Source organism: Nocardioides sp. P4_G10, assembly GCF_056401175.1.
Map to the genome: position 1 here is coordinate 275,207 of NZ_JBFUJV010000002.1, position 19,413 is coordinate 294,619.

The 19,413-nt window shown below is 71.7% G+C and carries 16 protein-coding genes; 8 read left to right on the forward strand and 8 right to left on the reverse strand.

All coding sequences use genetic code 11. The features are described from left to right. Positions 1-35 precede the first annotated feature (35 nt). Positions 36-1,439, reverse strand: coding sequence for a replicative DNA helicase (gene dnaB, locus AC1DP1_RS04930; RefSeq protein WP_457190635.1), 1,404 nt, complete (start codon positions 1,437-1,439; stop codon positions 36-38). Positions 1,440-1,965: 526 nt separating this feature from the next. Between dnaB and AC1DP1_RS04935 the strand changes: the two genes are divergently transcribed. The 4 genes from AC1DP1_RS04935 to AC1DP1_RS04950 all read left to right on the forward strand — a co-directional run bounded on the left by AC1DP1_RS04935 (position 1,966) and on the right by AC1DP1_RS04950 (position 9,919). After that, on the forward strand, positions 1,966-3,303 hold the full coding sequence (locus AC1DP1_RS04935; RefSeq protein ID WP_457190633.1) for an MATE family efflux transporter: 1,338 nt from the start codon (positions 1,966-1,968) through the stop codon (positions 3,301-3,303). A gap of 46 nt (positions 3,304-3,349) precedes the next feature. Next, positions 3,350-4,507: a hypothetical protein gene (locus AC1DP1_RS04940; protein ID WP_477505899.1), complete on the forward strand. Its 1,158-nt coding sequence runs from the start codon at positions 3,350-3,352 to the stop codon at positions 4,505-4,507. Between the two features lie 191 nt (positions 4,508-4,698). Further along, positions 4,699-9,402: a S8 family serine peptidase gene (locus AC1DP1_RS04945; RefSeq protein WP_477505900.1), complete on the forward strand. Its 4,704-nt coding sequence runs from the start codon at positions 4,699-4,701 to the stop codon at positions 9,400-9,402. A gap of 106 nt (positions 9,403-9,508) precedes the next feature. After that, positions 9,509-9,919, forward strand: a complete 411-nt coding sequence (locus tag AC1DP1_RS04950; protein ID WP_477505901.1) for a hypothetical protein — start codon at positions 9,509-9,511, stop codon at positions 9,917-9,919. A gap of 82 nt (positions 9,920-10,001) precedes the next feature. Here the strand turns inward: AC1DP1_RS04950 and rplI are convergent, their stop codons facing one another. The 4 genes from rplI to rpsF form a co-directional block, all read right to left on the reverse strand. Beyond that, positions 10,002-10,448 carry a 50S ribosomal protein L9 gene (rplI, locus tag AC1DP1_RS04955; protein WP_300048385.1) on the reverse strand — a complete coding sequence of 149 codons (447 nt, stop codon included), beginning with the start codon at positions 10,446-10,448 and terminating at the stop codon, positions 10,002-10,004. Between the two features lie 14 nt (positions 10,449-10,462). Next, the gene (gene rpsR / locus AC1DP1_RS04960; protein ID WP_056603689.1) at positions 10,463-10,699 is read right to left on the reverse strand and encodes a 30S ribosomal protein S18; all 237 of its coding nucleotides are present in this window, start codon (positions 10,697-10,699) and stop codon (positions 10,463-10,465) included. 195 nt (positions 10,700-10,894) lie between these two features. Then, positions 10,895-11,533, reverse strand: coding sequence for a single-stranded DNA-binding protein (locus AC1DP1_RS04965; RefSeq protein ID WP_477505902.1), 639 nt, complete (start codon positions 11,531-11,533; stop codon positions 10,895-10,897). A gap of 123 nt (positions 11,534-11,656) precedes the next feature. Beyond that, a complete protein-coding gene (gene rpsF, locus AC1DP1_RS04970) occupies positions 11,657-11,947 on the reverse strand; it encodes a 30S ribosomal protein S6 (RefSeq protein WP_129456612.1) in 291 nt (96 codons plus the stop codon). Positions 11,948-12,160: 213 nt separating this feature from the next. Between rpsF and AC1DP1_RS04975 the strand changes: the two genes are divergently transcribed. Both AC1DP1_RS04975 and AC1DP1_RS04980 read left to right on the forward strand, forming a co-directional pair. Beyond that, positions 12,161-13,120, forward strand: a complete 960-nt coding sequence (locus AC1DP1_RS04975) for a serine/threonine-protein kinase (protein ID WP_477505903.1) — start codon at positions 12,161-12,163, stop codon at positions 13,118-13,120. Further along, entirely contained in the window at positions 13,117-13,929 is an 813-nt protein-coding gene (locus tag AC1DP1_RS04980) for a deoxyribonuclease IV (protein WP_477505904.1), read from the forward strand. Before AC1DP1_RS04975 ends, AC1DP1_RS04980 begins: the two co-directional genes overlap by 4 nt. Here the strand turns inward: AC1DP1_RS04980 and AC1DP1_RS04985 are convergent, their stop codons facing one another. Beyond that, positions 13,930-14,592 carry a class F sortase gene (locus AC1DP1_RS04985; protein ID WP_477505905.1) on the reverse strand — a complete coding sequence of 221 codons (663 nt, stop codon included), beginning with the start codon at positions 14,590-14,592 and terminating at the stop codon, positions 13,930-13,932. Further along, positions 14,585-15,559, reverse strand: a complete 975-nt coding sequence (locus tag AC1DP1_RS04990) for a hypothetical protein (RefSeq protein ID WP_477505906.1) — start codon at positions 15,557-15,559, stop codon at positions 14,585-14,587. The genes AC1DP1_RS04985 and AC1DP1_RS04990 overlap by 8 nt, the downstream gene beginning before the upstream one ends. Before the next feature lie 365 nt (positions 15,560-15,924). On the opposite strand from AC1DP1_RS04990, the gene AC1DP1_RS04995 reads away from it, so the two are divergent. Together AC1DP1_RS04995 and AC1DP1_RS05000 are read left to right on the forward strand one after the other, a co-directional pair. Next, the gene (locus tag AC1DP1_RS04995; protein WP_457190614.1) at positions 15,925-17,061 is read left to right on the forward strand and encodes a lipid II:glycine glycyltransferase FemX; all 1,137 of its coding nucleotides are present in this window, start codon (positions 15,925-15,927) and stop codon (positions 17,059-17,061) included. A gap of 84 nt (positions 17,062-17,145) precedes the next feature. Further along, positions 17,146-18,225, forward strand: a complete 1,080-nt coding sequence (locus tag AC1DP1_RS05000; protein WP_477505907.1) for an alanine racemase — start codon at positions 17,146-17,148, stop codon at positions 18,223-18,225. Here the strand turns inward: AC1DP1_RS05000 and AC1DP1_RS05005 are convergent. Beyond that, a complete protein-coding gene (locus AC1DP1_RS05005) occupies positions 18,136-19,410 on the reverse strand; it encodes a hypothetical protein (protein WP_477505908.1) in 1,275 nt (424 codons plus the stop codon). The genes AC1DP1_RS05000 and AC1DP1_RS05005 overlap by 90 nt on opposite strands. Positions 19,411-19,413: the final 3 nt, after the last annotated feature.

Here is a 19,413-nt window from a genome sequence, read left to right on the forward strand (position 1 = left end):
TCTGTCCTCCGGCAGAGGAGGGTGGAGCGTGGCCGTCAGCCCTGGGCCATGTCGACGAAGCGGGAGTAGTGGCCCTGGAAGGCGACGGTGAGGTCGCGGGTGGGGCCGTTGCGGTGCTTGGCGACGATGAGGTCGGCCTCGCCGGGGCGGGTCGACTCCTTCTCGTAGACGTCGTCGCGGTGGAGCAGGATCACCATGTCGGCGTCCTGCTCGAGCGAGCCGGACTCACGCAGGTCGCTCATCATCGGGCGCTTGTCGCCACGCTGCTCGGGACCACGGTTGAGCTGGGACAGCGCGATGATCGGGCACTCGAGCTCCTTGGCGAGGAGCTTGATGTTGCGGGAGAACTCGGAGACCTCGAGCTGGCGGGACTCGACCTTCTTGCCCGAGCTCATCAGCTGCATGTAGTCGATGACGATGAGCTTGAGGTCGTGGCGCTGCTTGAGCCGCCGGGCCTTGGCCCGGATCTCCATCATCGTCATGTTGGGGCTGTCGTCGATGAACATCGGCGCCCCCGAGACCTGCCCCATCTTGCGGGCGAGCTTCTCCCAGTCGTCGTCGCGCATCGTGCCGTTGCGGATGTGGTTGAGCGGCACCTTCGCCTCTGCGGAGAGCAGGCGCATCATGATCTCCGAGCGCGTCATCTCGAGGCTGAAGAAGACGCTGGTGAGGTTGTTGTGGATCGACGCCGCGCGGCAGAAGTCGAGGGCGAGCGTCGACTTTCCCATGGCGGGACGCGCCGCGACGATGATCATCTGGCCGGAGTGGAGACCGTTGGTCAGGTCGTCGAGGTCGGCGAAGCCCGTCGGCACGCCGTAGAGACCGGCCTCGCGGTTTCCGATCGCCTCGATCTCGTCGAGGACGCCGCTCATGATGTCGCTCAGGGGGGCGTAGTCGACGGCCGCGCGACGGTCGGTGACCTTGTAGACCTCGGCCTGGGCGTGGTCGACGACGTCGTCGATCTCACCCTCGCCGGCGTAGCCGAGGGCGGCGATGCGGGTGCCGGCCTCGACGAGGCGGCGCAGGATCGCCTTGTCGCGGACGATCTCGGCGTAGTAGCCGGCGTTGGCCGCGATCGGGACGTTGGCCGAGAGGGTGTGGAGGTAGGGGGCGCCACCGATGCGCACCAGCTCGCCGCGCTTCACCAGCTCTGCGGCCACCGTGATCGGGTCGGCCGGCTCGCCGCGACCGTAGAGGTCGATGATCGCGTCGTGGATGACCTCGTGGGCCGGGCGGTAGTAGTCGACGCCCTTGATCACGTCGACGACGTCGGCGATCGCGTCCTTCGACAGCAGCATCGAGCCGAGCACGCTCTGCTCCGCCGCGTTGTCCTGCGGAGGCGTCCGGTCACCCGGGGAGCGCGGCGAGCTGCCGGGCTCGTAGGCCGCCGGTCCGTCGCCCCAGGCCTCGTCGGTGTCCCCCTCGAAGGTGACGCTCACCGGTGCTCCCTCCATCTCGCTCGGGTCCACTGACCACGACGTTAGGGACGACCACCGACATCGCTGCCGGCTCCGCTCGCACCCGAGTCCACCAGCCATCTCCACGACTGGTTCGCGCAGGACCGTACGTGCTCGCAGGGCCTCGTGGGAAGCCAACGACGCCGAGTTATCCACAGGGTCTGTGGACAAGTCAGGCACACGCGTGGACGACACGCTGCCGCAGGTGCACATGCGGTGGACGACCCTGTGGAAGCAGCTGGACCGTTGACGCCGGTCACGCCGCTGACCTGCGCAAACGCATCCCACACCCTGTGGAAGAAAAATACTCAGCCCCGGGGTCCGTTCACCTGTCCGCCATCTGGCGGATGCCCGCCGCTCGCCGCCTCCCCTGCCTCGACCGGCGCTCGCGGCGCGTCATCCACACGGCCATGCACAGGTAGTCCCATCGGGCTATGTACGTCGAGGCACAGCCGTCGCTATGACGCCCCGCAATCGACGAAGACTGCGGGGTTCCTAGGGTGAACCTGTGAAGACCGACCACCGGGAGACAGACCGCGAGATCCTGCGCCTGGCCGTCCCGGCCTTCCTCGCGCTCGTCGCCGAACCGCTCTTCCTGCTCTCCGACGCCGCCATCGTCGGCCACCTCGGCACGCCCGAGCTCGCGGGCCTCGGCGTCGCCGCGGTCGTCCTCCAGACGGTCGTCGGGCTGTGCGTCTTCCTCGCCTACGGCACCACCGCCAGCGTCGCCCGCCACCTCGGCGCGGGCGACCTCCGGGCCGCCCTCGCCCAAGGGGTCGACGGCATCTGGCTCGCCGTCATCATCGGGGTGGTCGCCACCGTCGGCGGCGTCGCGCTCACGCCGGCGCTGGTCGGCGTCTTCGACACCAGCGCCGAGGTCGCCGACCACGCCGAGACCTATCTCGGCATCGCCTTCCTCGGCACCACCCCGCTGCTGGTCATGCTGGCCGCGACAGGTGTGCTGCGCGGGCTGCAGGACACGCGTACGCCGCTGCTGGTCGCGGTCGTCGGCAACGGCCTCAACATCCTCTTCAACGTTGTGCTCGTCTACGGCCTCGACCTCGGTATCGCCGGGTCCGCCATCGGCTCGGTGCTCGCCCAGGTGATCAGCGCGCTGTGGTTCCTCGTCGTCGTGGTCCGCGCCGCCCGCGAGCACGACGCTCCCCTGAGCCCGGACCGCGCCGGCATCGCGGCCGCCGCGCACGCCGCCGTCGCGCTCGTCGTCCGCACCCTCGCGCTCCGGGCCTGCCTGCTCGTCGGGACGTACGCCGTGACCCGCGTGGGCACCGGCGCGAGCGACGTCAACGTGGCCACCCACCAGATCGCGATCACCCTCTGGGCCTTCCTCGCCTTCGCCCTCGACGCGATCGCGATCGCCGCGCAGGCCCTCACCGGCCGGGCGCTGGGCAGCGGCGACGTCGACGGCACCCGCCGCCTCACCCGCCGGATGGTGCGGTGGGGCTGGGGCAGCGGCATCGTCGCCGGGCTCGCCCTGGCCGCCGTGGCCCCGTTCATCGGCGCGCTCTTCACCACCGACCCCGCGGTGCGCGACCTGCTCGTGCCGGTGCTGCTCGTCGCCGCGATCGGGCAACCGGTCGCCGGGATGGTCTTCGTCCTCGACGGGGTGCTGATCGGCGCGGGCGACGGCGCCTACCTCGCATGGGCCGGCCTGGTCGTGCTGGCGGCGTACGCACCGGCCGCGCTCTGGGCGGCCACGCTCCCCCACGGGCTGGTCGCGGTCTGGGTCGCGATGACCATCGTGTTCATGGGCGCGCGCGGCGTGCTGCTCTCGTGGCGCGCCCGCGGCGACCGGTGGCTCGTGACCGGAGCCACCGCCGCTCGTTGACCTCGGTGAGGGCGCTCGGGAGCGCGCCGGACACGAGGGAGGACCCATGCTTCGACACCGCACCGCGAGCCGGCTGGCCGTGCTGGGACTGCTGGGCGGCGGCCTGGTGCCGTTGGCCGCGGCGCCGGCAGGCGCCACCCCGGGCTGCGTCGACGAGACCGCTCCGAGCGTCCTGCAGAACGGCTGTGACGACAGCACGCCACCCGAGACCACGCTCACGGCCTCGACCGCACCCAACGCCGCCGGGCTGGTGACCGTGTCGTCGATGACCTTCACCCTCGGGTGGCAGGTCACCGACGGCGACCAGGGCCCCTTCGGGCTCGAGTGCCGGCTGACCGGTGGGCCGAAGGCCCACGACTGGCGTGCCTGCACCAGCCCCGTGACGTACGCCGACCTGCCCGACGTCGCGGCCGGCGGCTACGTCCTCGAAGCTCGCGCCGTCGACCTCGGCGACCGCGCCCGCACCCCCGACACCGCCCCGCTGCTGCCGCCCACCGTGGCGGACACCCCCGACGAGGACCCCACGCCGGCGACCTTCACCTGGGGACAGGACACCCGCGCGCCCTTCGTCTTCGTCACCGGCACCTCCTACGACGAGATCACCCCGACCCAGCCGGTCGTCACCGGTGCGGGCGCGCCGATCCGGCTCAACAGCAGCGAGGCGGGCTCGGCCTTCGAGTGCACCGACAACGACCGGCCGGTCCCGTGCACGGGCGGCCGGTGGGAGCTGCCCGACCCCACCGCCGGCCGGCACCGCTTCTCCGCACGCACCATCGACGCCGCCGGCAACGCGAGCGCCTGGTCGGAGCCGATCGAGTTCTTCGTGCCGCGCAACCTCACCCGCCAGCGCGGCTGGGCGAAGGTGACCGGCCCCGGCTACTTCCGCGGCGACGCGATCAAGGCGTCCCGCCGCGGTGCGCGCCTCGCGCTGCCCCGGACGACCGTCGGTGAGCTCCGGCTGCTCGCCGCCACGGGCCGCGGCCACGGCAAGGTGCGGGTACGCGTCGGCAGGCGCGACTGGCACGTCGTGGACCTCGCCGGTCCGAAGGCGTCCATGAAGCAGCTGGTCGTCATCGACCGCTACTCCGGCATCCGCACCGGACGGATCGTCATCGAGTCGCTGAGTGCCAGGCCGGTCGTCCTCGACGCCGTCGTCGCGCGCCCCAACCGGTTCCCGGCCGCCAGCCGCAGCAGCCGACGCTGACCCCTGCCGGACGGCCTCCCGCGTTACGTCTCGGTTAACGCAGGAACTTCGGCAGATCTTTTCGTTGACAGGCGTGGCTCCTGTGACTTCAGATACACCTGTTCACTCTCTGCCCGCACGTCGTTACGCATTCGTTTCCGGGGGCGCGTCGTCGTGCAGTGGGGCCACTTCATTCCGAACGGGAGATCCGTGTGATCCGTCGTACCGTTGCGGCCGGCGCTGCCACCAGCGTCGCTGCCGCACTACTCGTGCCGTGGGGGACGGCTGCCAACGCAGCCGACAGCTCCCTCGACGGCCTGGAGCCGGCGCAGTCGTCGCTGGCCAGGTCCCTCGAGAGGGGGACGGTGCTCGAGCTGGGCACCGGTTCCGCTCCGGAGACCTACTTCGTGCAGCTGCAGGCCCCGGCCGTTCCGCGGCGTGAGGTCGCGGTCGAGCGTGGCATGACCTCGACCCGGTCCGAGTCGGGCTACCGCCGCGAGCTGCAGGAGCAGCAGTCCGACCTGGTCGACTCGATCTCGCGCGTCACCACTGGTGACGTCACCGTGCTCAACCGCTACACGGAGGCCCTCAACGGCGTCGCCGTGCGGATGACGCGCGCCCAGGCCAAGAAGGTCGCCGGCATCGACGGCGTCTCCGCGGTCCAGGTCGACTTCGAGCGCGAGCTCACCACGGACAAGGGCCCCGAGTGGATCGGCGCACCCACCGTGTGGGACGGCACCAACGTCCCCGGTGGCGTCGGCAGCAAGGGCGAGGGCGTCATCGTCGGCATCCTCGACTCCGGCCTCAACCCGGCCAACCCGTCGTTCGCCGACAGCGTCGCGGAGGCCGACGGCGGCGACGGCTACGACCACACCAACCCGCTCGGCGCCGGCAACTACCTCGGCATGTGCGACTCCTCCAACGAGGACCAGTACTACGAGGGCTGGGGCTGCAACGACAAGCTCATCGGCTACTACAACTTCGAGGACCCGGAGAACCCCGCCTCCGACCCGTTCGACGACGTCTACGACGACGACGGCCACGGCAGCCACACCGGCAGCACCACGGCCGGCAACCAGGTCGAGGCCACGGCGTACGCCGCGAAGGGCACCGAGCACGAGTTCTCGGTGACCTCGAAGATCAAGGGTGTCGCCCCGCACGCCAACGTGATCGGCTACGACGTCTGCGACGGCGGCTGCCAGGGCTACTCGATCGTCACCTCGATCGAGCAGGCCATCACCGACGGCGTCGACGTGATCAACTACTCCATCGGCTCGAGCGCCGCCTCCAGCCCCTGGACCGACCTCGACGCCATCGGGTTCCTCAACGCCCGCGCGGCCGGCATCCACGTCGCCACGTCGGCCGGCAACGACGGTCCCGGTGCCGCCACCCTCGGCAGCCCGGGCGACGTCCCGTGGATGACGACGGTCGGCGCGACCACGCACGACCGCAAGTACGTCGCCTCGGTCACCGGCATCACCGCGACCGACGCTGCCACCCGGCCCGACATCACGGGCGCCGGTCTGTCCGGCGCCACCGACGGTGCGTTCCCGGTCGTCTACGCGGGCTCCGCTCCCTACAACAACGCCCGGTGCAGCCAGCCCGACGACGAGACGCCGGTCGGCGCCTTCCCGGCGGGCACGGACCTGTCCGGCCTCATCGTGCTCTGTGACCGCGGTGGCAACGGACGCGTCGAGAAGGGCGAGAACCTCGCCGAGCTCGGCGCCGAGGGCATGATCCTGGCCAACGACCAGGCCAGCGGCACCTCGCTCAACGGTGACGCCCACGCCCTCCCGGCCGCGCACATCACCTACGCCGACGGCGTCGCGCTGAAGGCGTTCATGGCCGCCCACCCGGGCACCAAGGCCGCCCTGTCCGGCTCGGTGGCCGACATCAAGGACGCCAACGGCGACATCATGGCCGCGTTCTCCAGCCGCGGCCCCAACCGGTCGGTCTCCTCGATCAGCCCGTCCGTCTCGGCCCCCGGCGTGGACATCCTCGCCGCTGCCGGCACGGACAACAGCGTCGAGTGGCACTTCATCTCCGGCACCTCGATGGCCAGCCCGCACACCGCGGGTGCCCTCGCGCTGCTCAAGGGGGTCCAGCCCGCCTGGACCCCGGCGGAGTCCCAGTCCGCGCTGATGACGACGGCCGAGCGTGACATCACCGACAACGACGGCACCAAGGCCGACTGGTTCGACATGGGCTCGGGTCGCATCGAGCTCCGTCGCGCCGCGAAGGCCGGCCTGGTGCTCGACGAGACGCTCGCCGGCTACCAGGGTGCCAACCCGGCCGTCGGTGGCGACGTCCGCGCGCTCAACACCGCCAGCATGGCGGACGACGAGTGCCTGCAGACGTGTGACTGGACGCGGACCTTCACCGGCACCTCGACCGGTGTCGGCACCTGGAGCGTCTCGGTGGAGAACCTGTCCCCCGGCCTGACGCTGTCGACCGACAAGACCAGCGTCGCGGTCACCGACGGCGGCGACGTCGACGTGACGGTCACCGCTCAGCTCGGCCCGGACGTCGCGACCGACACGTGGCTGTTCGGCACCCTGGTGCTGACGCCGCCCTCCGGCTCGCAGGCCCCGGTGGCCCACCTCCCCGTCGGCGTCCTGCCGTCGGCCGGCGTGCTGCCCACCTCGATCGACATCACGACCCGTCGTGACGCCGGGTCGCAGGTGGAGGAGGGTCTCGAGGCGATCGCGATCTCCGACCTGCAGGTCGAGGCCAGCGGCCTGGTGCCCGAGGACAAGGTCAAGCTGACCATCCCGCAGGACACCACCAACCCCAACGCGTTCGACGGCAACGGCACGCACGTCGAGGAGCTCGACGTGCCTGCCGGCGCCACGAGCCTCATCGCCGAGCTCCAGAACCCGACCGCTCCCGACTTCGACCTCTACGTCGGGACGGGCGAGGTCTCGGAGGCCAACGTGGTGGCGTCGAGCGCCAGTGCCGGCTCCAACGAGCGGGTCGAGATCGCCGACCCCGAGCCGGGCACCTACTGGGTGCTGGTGCAGAACTGGCAGGCATCGCCCTCCGGCACCGACACCACCGACCTGGTGACCGCCGTGGTCGCCGGCGACCAGGGCAACCTGCGCGCCGAGGGCCCTGACGGTGCCCTGCCCGCCGCCACACCGTTCTCGATCCGCACCTTCTGGGACGAGGACGCCATGGAGGCCGGGCAGACCTGGCACGGCACGCTCACGCTCGGCACCTCGTCCGCGAACCCGGGCGACATCGGTGTCGTGCCCGTGGTCGTCAGGCGGATCGAGGACGACGTGACCAAGACGTCGGACGTGACCGAGGCGGGGCCGGGTGACACCGTCACCTACACCGTCGAGGTGGCGCCCAACGTCACCCGCGAGGACCTCACCTACTCGATCACCGACACCCTGCCGGCAGGGGCGACGTACGTCGAGGGCTCGGCCACCGACGGCGCCACCTACGCCGACGGCAAGGTGACGTGGAGCGCGGACCTGCCCTCCACCTACGGCGAGCAGGGCACGTACGACATCACCACCAGCAAGACCGACACGTCGTGCGTCAACCCGTTCTCGGGCAGGGCCGACTACACCGACCTGCTCACCGCCACGGGTGGCGCGCTGAAGGCCGACCCCGCGATCTCCGGCGACAGCAAGCTGTGGAACGCCTTCACCTCGACCGACCTCGGCCTCTACGGCGAGGCGTTCCGGGGTGTCGGCTACACCGACGACGGCTTCCTGGTCTACGGAGGGGCGGACAACTGGGCCCAGACCAACGCCGACGAGCCGTGGGTCCCCCAGGTCCTGCCCAACCCGGCGCTGCCCAACAACCTCGCTGCGGGCATGTGGCGCGACGGCCAGGTCTTCTACAACGCGGCGGCCAACTCGGGCGTCACCACGGCCCAGACGGGCTCCGGCCTGAGGATCATCGAGTGGGACAACCACGGTGGCTGGAACGCGCCGGGCGACTCCCTCGACATGCAGGTCTTCCTGCAGGAGGGCAGCAACGACCTGGTGTGGGTCTACGACGACATCAAGGCCGACCTGTCGGAGGTGACCGTCGGCACGGAGAACGCCGACGGCACCAACGGGCAGGCGCTGGTCAACAAGGCCGACGTGGGCACGAAGATCACCAACGGGACCGTCGTGTGCATGACCTACGAGTCGGCACTCGGCGACCCGGTGTCGTTCACCTACCAGGTGACCGTCGACGGTGACGTCCACGAGCGCCAGCGGCTGGTCAACGAGGCCGTCCACACCACGAGCGACCCCGGCGCCAAGCCGGCGTCGGTCACCAACACGGTCGTGGTGAAGGGCGCCTCCGAGCGCAGCGAGGTCGCACTGTCGATCAACCCGAACCGCATCGAGACCGGTCAGACGACCGCGGCCACCGCCACGGTCTTCAGCGCGGGTGAGACGGTCGCCACGGGGTCGGTCGAGTTCTGGGCGGGCACCCGCCTGGTCGGCACCGCCCCTCTCGACGCGGCGGGCAAGGCCACGGCCACGCTGAGCGGGTTCCCCACGGCCGGGACCATCCCGGTCACCGCGAAGTACCTCGGTGACAGCGCCAACCTGGGCAGCATCTCGGACCCGGTCAACCTGGTGGTCTCGGCCCCCGGCGCCCCGGCTCCGAAGGTGAAGTCGCGGCTCGAGGTGGACGCCCCGAAGGTGATCAAGCAGGGCAAGAAGGCCAAGCTCAGGATCGCCGTGTCCGCTCCGAAGGTGGTGCCCACCGGCACGGTGGAGGTCACCGTCAAGGGCGCGCTGGAGAAGAAGACCTGGACGCTGACGCTCAACCGGTTCGGCAAGGCGCAGCTCGTCCTGCCGAAGGCCCGGAAGGTCGGCAAGATCAAGGTCAAGGTCGAGTACCTCGGTGACGCCGCGGTGCTCGGGTCCAAGGACCGGCTGAAGATCAGGGTCGCGAAGAAGTGACCTGATCCTCACCTCTCCACACGACGAGGGGCCGGCGGTGGTGACACCGTCGGCCCCTTCGTCATGTCCGGAACATCCCCGTGGACCGTGCCGTCAGACTGCCATGATGACCTCGAGCCGTCGCCTCGCCCTGCTGCTCGCGTCGAGCGCCCTGCTCGCGTCGTGCGGCGCACCCGACGAGGGTGCCGACCGGCCGACGACCGACCCGCCCGTCGCCGAGGAGACGACCGTGGACCCCACCACCAGCCCGTCGGGCACCCCCGCCCCCCGCGACGTCGTACGCGCGGTGGACGACCTGTCCGCCAGCCTCGGCGTCGATGCCGACGAGGTCGAGGTGATCTCGGTGGAGGAGGTCACCTGGCGCGACGGCAGCCGCGGCTGCGCCCAGCCCGGGATGGCCTACACCCAGGCGCTGATCGACGGATCACGGATCACGCTCCGGGCCGGGGGCCGGACCTACGAGTACCACTCCGGCGGCAGCCAGCCACCCGCGCGCTGCGACAAGCCGACCCAGTAGAACCCGGTAGACCCCGGTAGACGCACCACGGCCCGCCACCCCTGAGGGGCGGCGGGCCGTGGTGTGTGGTGCGTCGGTCGCGTCAGGCGGGGACGACGTTGAGGGCCACCGTGGCGGACACCTCGTCGTGCAGCTTGACGGTCACCTCGTGGGCGCCGAGCGACTTGATCGGGTTGACCACCACGATGGTGCGGCGGTCGACCTTCTCGCCGGAGACGGCCGTGATGGCGTCGGCGATCTCGGTGGTGGTGACGGCGCCGAACAGGCGACCGCCCTCACCGGCACGGACCTTCACGTTGACCGCGTTGGCCTCGAGCTTGGCCTTGACGTCCTTGGCGTGGTCCTCGTCGCGCACCGCGCGAGCGGTGCGGGCGGCCTTGATCGACTCGATGGTCTTCTCGCCGCCGCGGCTCCAGCGGATGCCGAGGCCACGCGGGACGAGGTAGTTGCGGCCGTAGCCGTCCTTGACCTCGACCACGTCACCGGGGGCACCGAGGCCGTCGACCTCCTGAGTGAGGATGAGCTTCATGTCCCGTGCTCCTCTCAGCGACCGGTGGACGTGTAGGGCAGCAGCGCCAGCTCGCGCGCGTTCTTGACGGCGATGGCCACGTCGCGCTGGTGCTGGACGCAGTTGCCGGTCACGCGACGGGCGCGGATCTTGCCGCGGTCGGAGATGAACTTGCGGAGCAGGGTGGTGTCCTTGTAGTCGACACCGGTCGCCTTCTCCTTGCAGAACTGGCAAACCTTCTTCTTGGGCTTGCGCAGAATTGCCTTGGCCATTGTGGTGCTCCCTTTCAGTGAGCCCGGCCCTGAAGGCAATCAGGGACGGAATGGAATTTCGGAATGTCTTGCTTGATGTGTCGGATCACGGTTGCCGGGTTTCGATACGCCCTGGTCACGGCTTCGCGAGCTCAGCCGTGCGGGCTACTCAACCTGGCGACCTGACACGGCTTCGCAGGCCCAGCCGCGGGTCCCTCAGAACGGCGGCTCGTCGTTGCCGCCGTTGACCCCGGGCGTGGCCCACGGGTCGTTGGCCGGCGCGGACTGGCCGCCACCCTGGGACTGGCCACCTTGGGACTGGCCGCCCTGGGACTGACCGCCCCAGCTGCCGCCAGCCTGGCCGCCCTGCGAGGGCGCCGGGCTGGCCCACGGGTCGTCGGCCGGCGCGGACTGCTGCCCGCCACCGCCCGAGTAGCCGCCGCCACCGCCGGCACCGCCGCCACCGGAGTAGCCGCCACCGCCGCCGGACCGGGTCGTCTTGGTGACCTTGGCCGATGCGGAACGCAGCGACGGGCCGACCTCCTCGACGTCGATCTCGAAGACGGTGCGCTTCTCACCCTCGCGGGTCTCGTACTGACGGGACTTCAGGCGACCCTGGACGATCACGCGCATGCCCCGCTGGAGGGACTCGGCGACGTTCTCCGCGGCCTGGCGCCAGACAGCGCAGGAGAGGAACAGCGTGTCGCCGTCCTTCCACTCGTTGCTCTGGCGGTCGAAGGTGCGCGGCGTCGACGCGATCCGGAAGTTGGCCACGGGGGCCCCCGAGGGGGTGAACCGCAGCTCCGGGTCGTCGACGAGGTTGCCGATCACGGTGATGGTGGTCTCGCCTGCCATGAGGTCTCCTCAGAAAGTCCTGCTGCTGTGCCGGTTGATCCGGGGTGCTCCCGGTGATGCGCCCATCAAACAGGCACTCACCGACAGCGGGAAGGGTGTTTCCACAGATGCCCGGGAGGGCGATCAGTGGGCGTCGGGACGCATGACCTTCGTGCGCAGGATCGACTCGTTCAGCGTGAGCTGGCGGTCGAACTCCTTGACCGTCGCGGGCTCGGCCGTCAACGAGATGACGGCGTAGATGCCCTCGGCGTTCTTCTTGATCTCGTACGCCATCCGGCGACGACCCCACACGTCGAGCGACTCGATCGAGCCACCGTCCTTGCGGATCACGTTGAGGTACTTGTCGAGCGACGGCTCGATGGTGCGCTCGTCGAGACTCGGGTCGAGGATGACCATCACTTCATAGGCACGCATAGCGGTCTCCACCTCCTCTGGGCTAGAGCGGCCACGGGCTTTCCGTGGCAGGAGGGACTGTGCGTTCGCGGCGCGTTACGACGTGGGTCGTGCACCGCGGTCACCCGGGGGCAACCGCAGAAGATTATCAGCGGCGGCCCCCGCGGCTGGAATCCTCGTGGTCCGCCTGTGGAGGAAGGTCCTGCGAGCGCCCGGCCGGTCTAGCGTCGGAGGGTGCGGACCACCTCCTCGCGCACCGCCTCCGAGACCGGCACCTGGACCGACCTGGTGGTGGCGGGCCGCTACCGACTGCTCGACCAGGTCGGCTCCGGCGGGATGGGTTCGGTGTGGCGCGCGCACGACCTGCGCACCGGTCAGGACGTCGCCCTGAAGGTGCTCGGGCGCCACAGCTCGACGCTGCTGGCCCGGTTCGTGCGCGAGCAGGCCGTCCGGGTGCGGCACCCGCACGTGGTGGCGCCGCACGGCTGGGCTGCGGAGGACGACCTCGTCGTGCTCGCCATGGAGCTCGTGGCCGGCGGGTCGGTGGCCGACCTGCTGCGCGAGCACGGCCCGCTCGACGCCGGCACCTGCGCGCTGCTGGTCGAGCAGCTGCTGCTGGGCCTGGCGGCCGTCCACGCAGCCGGCCTCGTGCACCGCGACGTCAAGCCCGCCAACCTCCTCCTCGAGGCGACGGACGACGGGCCGCCCCACCTGCGCCTCGGGGACTTCGGGGTGGCCGCCCCGGTCGCCGACCGCCGCTTCACCACGGTGCCCGGAGCGATCGGCACCGACGGCTACATGGCGCCCGAGCAGGCGCGGGGTGCACCGCCGGAGCCGACCCAGGACCTCTACGCGGTGGGTCGGGTGGCACTCGAGCTCGTCACCGGTGAGGCGCCCGCTCGCCAGGACGTCGTTCCCTCGCACCCGCTGCGCCCGCTCGTCGAGCGGCTGCTGGTCGCCGATCCCGAGCAGCGCATCGCGACGGCCGAGGCGGCGCTGCGACTGCTCCGCCGGCTGCCGGTCCCGCCGCCGGCGGGGCCACCGGTGCCCGACCGGCTGGGTCCGCGTCCGGGTGGACGGCGTACGACATCAGGGTCGGGAGCGGTCGTCGACTGGCTCGGCTGGGCCGCGGTCGCCGGCCTGTTCGGCGTGGTCGTCGGGTGTCTGTGGGTGCTCCTAGGCTGGACGCCATGAGCCCCTCCCCCTCCACCTCCCTCTCGATCGGCGCCCACGTCGAGCAGACCGACCCGATCGCCGAGGCGCTGGCGCGGGAGACGTCGCTCGTGCAGTTCTTCCTCGGTGACCCGCAGGGCTACAAGGGTCCCGAGATCCGCTTCGCCGGCGGGGCGGAGGCGCTGCGCGCGGCTGCCGCGGAGGCGGGCGTCGACCTCTACGTCCACGCTCCCTACATCGTCAACGTCGCCACGACCAACAACCGGATCCGGATCCCGAGCCGCAAGCTGCTCCAGCAGCACATGGACGCCGCGGCGGAGATCGGGGCGAAGGGCCTGATCGTGCACGGCGGCCACGTCAACAAGGACGACGACCCGTCGGTGGGCTTCGACAACTGGCGCAAGGCGATCGACGCCACCGACATCAAGATCCCGCTGCTCATCGAGAACACCGCCGGCGGCGACAACGCGATGGCTCGCCACCTCGACCGCATCGCCGGGGTGTGGGACGCGATCTCCGCTGCCGAGGGCGCCGACGACGTCGGGTTCTGCCTCGACACCTGCCACGCCTGGGCCGGTGGCATCGAGCTCGGCGACGCGGTGGAGAAGGTTCGCGGCATCACCGGCCGCATCGACCTCGTCCACGCCAACGACTCGCGCGACACGTTCGGCTCCGGCGCCGACCGCCACACCAACTTCGGGCAGGGCCACCTGCCCGCCGACGAGTTCGCCGGCGTGGTGCGCGAGGCCGGAGCCCCCGTCATCTGCGAGACGCCGGGCGGTGCGACGGAGCACCAGGCCGACTTCGCCTGGCTCCGCGAGCACCTCTGATCAGTCGACCGGCTCGGCCGTGACCACCACGTTGCTGCGGTACTCGGTGCCGTCCCAGTCCTCGCAGGTGATGAGGACGAGCCGCGGCGGCCCGGTCCGACCGAACAGGTCGGCGCTGCGCCGGGCCAGCTCGTCGCGGCTCAGCACCTCGACCGACGCGACCCGGTAGGCCAGGTCGTCGGACGGCGAGCGCACCAGCACCCGGTCACCGGGAGCCAGGTCGTCGAGATCGTCGAACGCTCCGCCCCCGGTGTGCACGGTGTGCCCCGTGACCACGGCGGCACCCTCGGCGGCACCGGGTCGGGCGCCGTCGGACCACCAGCCGACCTGCTGCGGGTCCGACGGCGGGGTCAGCGCCCCGTCCTCGGCCCGGATGGGCGTCACCGGCGCCTGCACCCCGATCGCCGGTACGACGAGCGCCTCGGGTCGGACGCCGGCCGCGGGCGTCGCCGGGGCGGACTGGGCGTCCGACCGAGCGGGCGACGAGGTCCCGGACGGTCCCGCCACCCGGATCACCGGTGGGGGCGCGGCCGGCGCTCCCGTGTCCGGCGCGGCCGGCGTCGCCTCGAGCGCGCCGCCTGCCAGGAACAGCCCACCCACGACCAGCGCGGATGCGGCTGCTCCCAGCAGGAGCGACGTCAGGCGACGGCGAGGGTCAGCCACGGAGGCGGTGCCACCCCAACCGGGCAGCCGCCCCACCGATCAGGACCATCAGCAGCCCGAGCAGCACCTGCACGGGGCTGGGTCCGACAGGAGTCGAGCCCTCGACTCCCGCGTTGACCGCCGTCGGGACCTGCTGCGACTGCGGGGCCGAGGAGGCCGGGCCGGTCCCGCCCTGGTTGGCACCCGGACCTGCGTTGTTGTCACCTCCGGAGGCCTGCACCCCCAGCACCTCGGGCGACTCGGTGTCCTCGGACTCCTGCGGCTGCTGCGTCGGTGACGTCGTCGCGGGCGTGGTCGGCGGTGTCGTCGGCGGAGTGGTCGGCGGGGTCGTCGGCGGGGTGGTCGGCGGGGTCGTCGGCGGGGTCGTCGGCGGTGTCGTCGGCGGGGTCGTCGGCGGGGTGGTCGGCGGTGTCGTCGGCGGTGTCGTCGGCGGTGTGGTCGGCGGTGTCGTCGGCGGGGGCGGCGGCGGAGGAGGCGGGGTGCCGCAGCCCTGGACCCAGAAGACCTTGTGCTTCACGGTCGCACCGTTGGACTCGGGCGTGTTGATGGTGAGCTTCACGTGGTAGCCCTGCTGCGGGTGGGGCGCACCGGTGAAGGACAGGGTGTAGGCCTGCGATCCGTCGATCCCGCCGTTTCCTGCCCCGGCTCCGGGGTCGTTGTCGAGCTGGACGGTGGTGTCGCCGGCGACGGTCATGCCGACGCCGGTGGTCGGTGCCTGCTCCTCGAAGAGGACGGTCGAGACCACGTTGGCGTCGAAGCCGTACCACTCGAGCTGGAAGGTGCAGCCGACGTGCGGGTGGTTGTTCGGGATGGCGTCGATGTCGCCGTCAGGGGCGACCTTCACCGTGCCGTTGTTGCCCTGCGGGCCGGCGGCGTTGGCGAGGGGGGAGCCGGCAACGGCTCCGAGGCAGACGAGGGCGGCGAGCCCCAGTCGTGGGGCAAGGCGATGGCGATCGATCGAGTTCATGCTGGTGTCCCCCAAGGGTGAGTGCGGCGCGAGGTGCGCCGTCGAAGAGAGGAGTACGGACGACCTCGTCCCCACGGGCCGCTCCGCTCCCCTACTTGTGCAACGTCCTCCGGTACCCGCGTGGTACGGCCCGCTAGCACAATCGGGCCAACCTTGCGCCCGTCTTGACCGTCTCCTGACGAACTGCGGGATACCTCGCACCAACGCCCGCCCGTGCGGGTGGGGTCGGTCGCGGTGTCGTCGGCGTACGTCTGTCAAGAAACTCCTGCGCCTCGCGCAACCAAACCGGTGCCGTCCGCGTCTTCAATGGTGCGGGGACCAGACACGTACGGGGGTCGTGTCTGGTCCCTTGTAGCCTTTCCGGGGTGACGACCCCCCTGACGCTGCGACCGATCTCCGCCCAGCAGCACCACGACCTCATCGCGAGCCGGTCGTCCGCCAGCTTCCTCCAGACCCCCGGCTGGGCCAGCGTGAAGGCCGAGTGGCGGGCCGAGTCCATCGGCTGGTTCCGCGGCGCCGAGGTCGTGGGCGCCGCCCTCGTCCTCTACCGCCAGCTGCCCAAGGTCCGGCGCTACCTGGCCTACCTCCCCGAGGGCCCGGTCATCGACTGGTCCGACGACGACCTCGGCTCGTGGCTCGCACCGATGGTCGCCCACCTCAAGAAGCAGGGTGCCTTCGCCGTGCGGATGGGCCCACCCGTGGTCACCCGGCGATGGTCCGCCGAGCAGGTCAAGGCCGGCATCGCCGACGAGTCGGTGCGCCGCCTCGGCGACGTACCTCCCCTCGACCGCACCCAGGACGGCGCCTGCGTCATCGCGCAGCTGCACGAGCTGGGGTGGCAGCAGCAGTCGGCGGAGGGCGGCTTCACCGCGGGGCAGCCGCAGTTCAACTTCCAGGTCCCGCTGGTCGACGAGGACGGGCAGCCGCGCTCGGAGGCCGACGTCCTCGCCGGGATGAACCAGCTCTGGCGGCGCAACATCAAGAAGGCCGACAAGGCCGGCGTCGAGGTCGCGCTCGGCGACCGCACCGACCTCAAGGCGTTCCACGACCTCTACGTCCACACCGCCGAGCGCGACCACTTCACCCCGCGCCCGCTCTCCTACTTCGAGACGATGTACGACGCCCTCGCCGCCGAGGACCCCGACCGCATCCAGGTCTGGCTCGCCCGCCACGAGGGTGACCTCGTGGCGGCAACGATCGGGATCCGCGTCGGCACGCACGCCTGGTACTCCTACGGCGCGTCGTCCACCGAGAAGCGCGAGGTCCGCGGCTCCAACGCCGTCCAGTGGGCGATGATGCGCCACGCCCTCGACGCCGGGGCCCACGTCTACGACCTGCGCGGCATCACCGAGACCCTCGACGCCGACGACTCCCACGTCGGGCTGATCCAGTTCAAGGTCGGCACGGGCGGGCAGGCCGTCGAGTACGCCGGCGAGTGGGACCTCCCGGTCAACCGCGCCATCTACAAGGCCTTCCAGCTCTACCTGGCCCGGCGCGGGTGAGGGCATGAGCGAGCGCAGCGAGCGAGTCATCGGGCGCAGCGCCATCCGTGCCTCGTGCGCGCACGGAGCGAAGCGAGTACGCGCATGAGCCTCAGCCTCACGGTGGACGGCGAGCGCTGGCGCTCGCACCTGCTCCGCACCGTCCGCACCCATCCCGGGATCGTGCCGGTCGCCAAGGGCAACGGCTACGGACTGTCGGTCGCCCGCCTCGCCCGGCGGGCGCAGTGGCTCGCCGACCACGTCGACGACACCGGCGCGGCGGTCGACATGATCGCCGTCGGCACGTACGACGAGGTGGCGGAGGCCGCGAGCCGCTTTGCGGGCGACCTCCTCGTGCTCACGCCGTGGCGCCCGTTCGGTGCGGCGCTCGACCTCGACGCCCGGCTCGCCGCCCGGGTCGTGCACACCGTCAGCCGCCCCGACGACCTGTCCGCCCTGCGCGAGCGCGACCCCGACGCCCGGTTCGTGCTCGAGCAGCTGACCTCGATGCTGCGCCACGGGATGACGCGCCGCGACCTCGCCGCCGCGGCCACGGCGCTCGGGTCAAGACGGAGCGGCCTGCGCGGCGTGGCGATGCACCTCCCGCTCAACACCACCTCGCACCTCGGCGAGGTGAGTCGGCTGATCAACGACGTCGTGGCCTCCGGGCTGCCGACCCGCACCGTCTTCGTCTCGCACCTCACCGAGGCCGAGCTGGGCCGGCTCGCGACCACCTACCCGGACTTCACCGTCCGTCCCCGCATCGGCACCGACCTGTGGCTCGGCGACCGCGGCGCCCTGTCGGTGACCGCGACGGTCCTCGACGTGCACGAGGTCGAGCGCGGCGACACCTTCGGCTACCGCGGCCGCAGTGCACCCAAGCAGGGCCACATTGTCGTGGTCAGCGGTGGCACCGCCCACGGCATCGGCCTCGAGGCACCGACCGGCGACCAGTCCCTGAAGGCGCGCGCGGCGACCCTGGCCCGGGGTGGCCTGGACGCCGTCGGCTTCGTCCGCTCGCCGTTCTCGATCGACGGCAAGCAGCGCCTCTTCGCCGAGCCGCCCCACATGCAGGCGTCGATGCTGTTCGTCCCGTCAGGGGCGCGGGTCCCGTGCGTCGGCGAGGAGATCGAGGTCCGGGTCCGCTTCACCGCGACCGACTTCGACCGGGTCGTCATCGCCTGACCCGGCGTCGCGCAGCACCGCCACCACCAGCCAGGCCAGCCCGACGACCCGCAGCAGGACCGCCAGCCAGTAGGCGCGCGAGTCGTCGGCGACGGTCGGCACGAGGGCCTCGCCGACGTACCACCCGGTGAGGACCCAGCTGAGGAGGTGGAGCGCCTGCCACACCAGCAGGTCGCGCCAGCGGCGTACGGCGATCGCGGCGAGCGGCAGCACCAGCAGCGCGGTCTCGGGCGGGGCCGACGGCGCCACGACGAGTGCCGCGGCGAGCAGGACCAGGCCGGCGCGGGCGGTCGTGAGCGGGGTGGGACGCCCGGCCCGCCGGACCAGCCACCACACGGCGCCCGCCGCCAGGCCGAGGACCACGACCTGGACGACGGTGCGTGTCGTGGTGGACGCGCCGGGGCCCGTCCGGGCGAGGAGGAACCAGATCGACCCGATGTCGGGAGTCTCCGCGGTCGCCCGGCCGGGAAGGGTGACGACCACATAGGCCGCGGCGGCGGCGAGCAGCGCGTCGACACGGTCGCGGGTGCGACCGCCCACGGCGACCACGCCCACGAAGGCGACGGCGACCGGCAGCGCGAACGCCGCCCCCACACCGGCTCCGACTCCGGCGAGCCACGTGCGGCCCGTGGTCCAGCCCCACAGCAGCAAGGCCACGCCGACGGCCGCCACCAGCTCCCACGACAGCCAGTGGACGAGGAGCACGGGAGCAATCGCCCACCCGGCCGCCGCCCAGGGTCGGCGCGCGTCGACGCGGACGAGCAGCGCGGTGGCCAGCAGGGCGAGGGCGGCGAGGACGACGGCGAGGACCGCCGCGGTCGCCACGGCTCCGGTGCCGGGCAGCCACTCGGCCGCTCGCTGCAGCCAGGTGGCCACCCGCGGCGGAGCCCCGGCGTCGACCGACGTGCCGGCGAGGTCGGTCCAGCACAGCTCGGCGTAGGGCTGGTGCTCGTTGCCCCACCCGGTCGGCACGCACGCCGTCTTGCTCACCATGCCGGCGGCGAGCGTGAGCGCCGTGGCGCCGGTCAGCACGCGCGCAGCGCTCCACCACCGGTGCCCGCCGGCGTGGTCGCCCAGTGGGCCGCCGACGACCTCCGACATCGCCGCGGCGACCGGGTCGGTGCGCGTGGGCGCGTCGTGGTCACCGGTGTCGACCTCGGGCGAGGGGCGGTCGCGGTGTTCCACCGT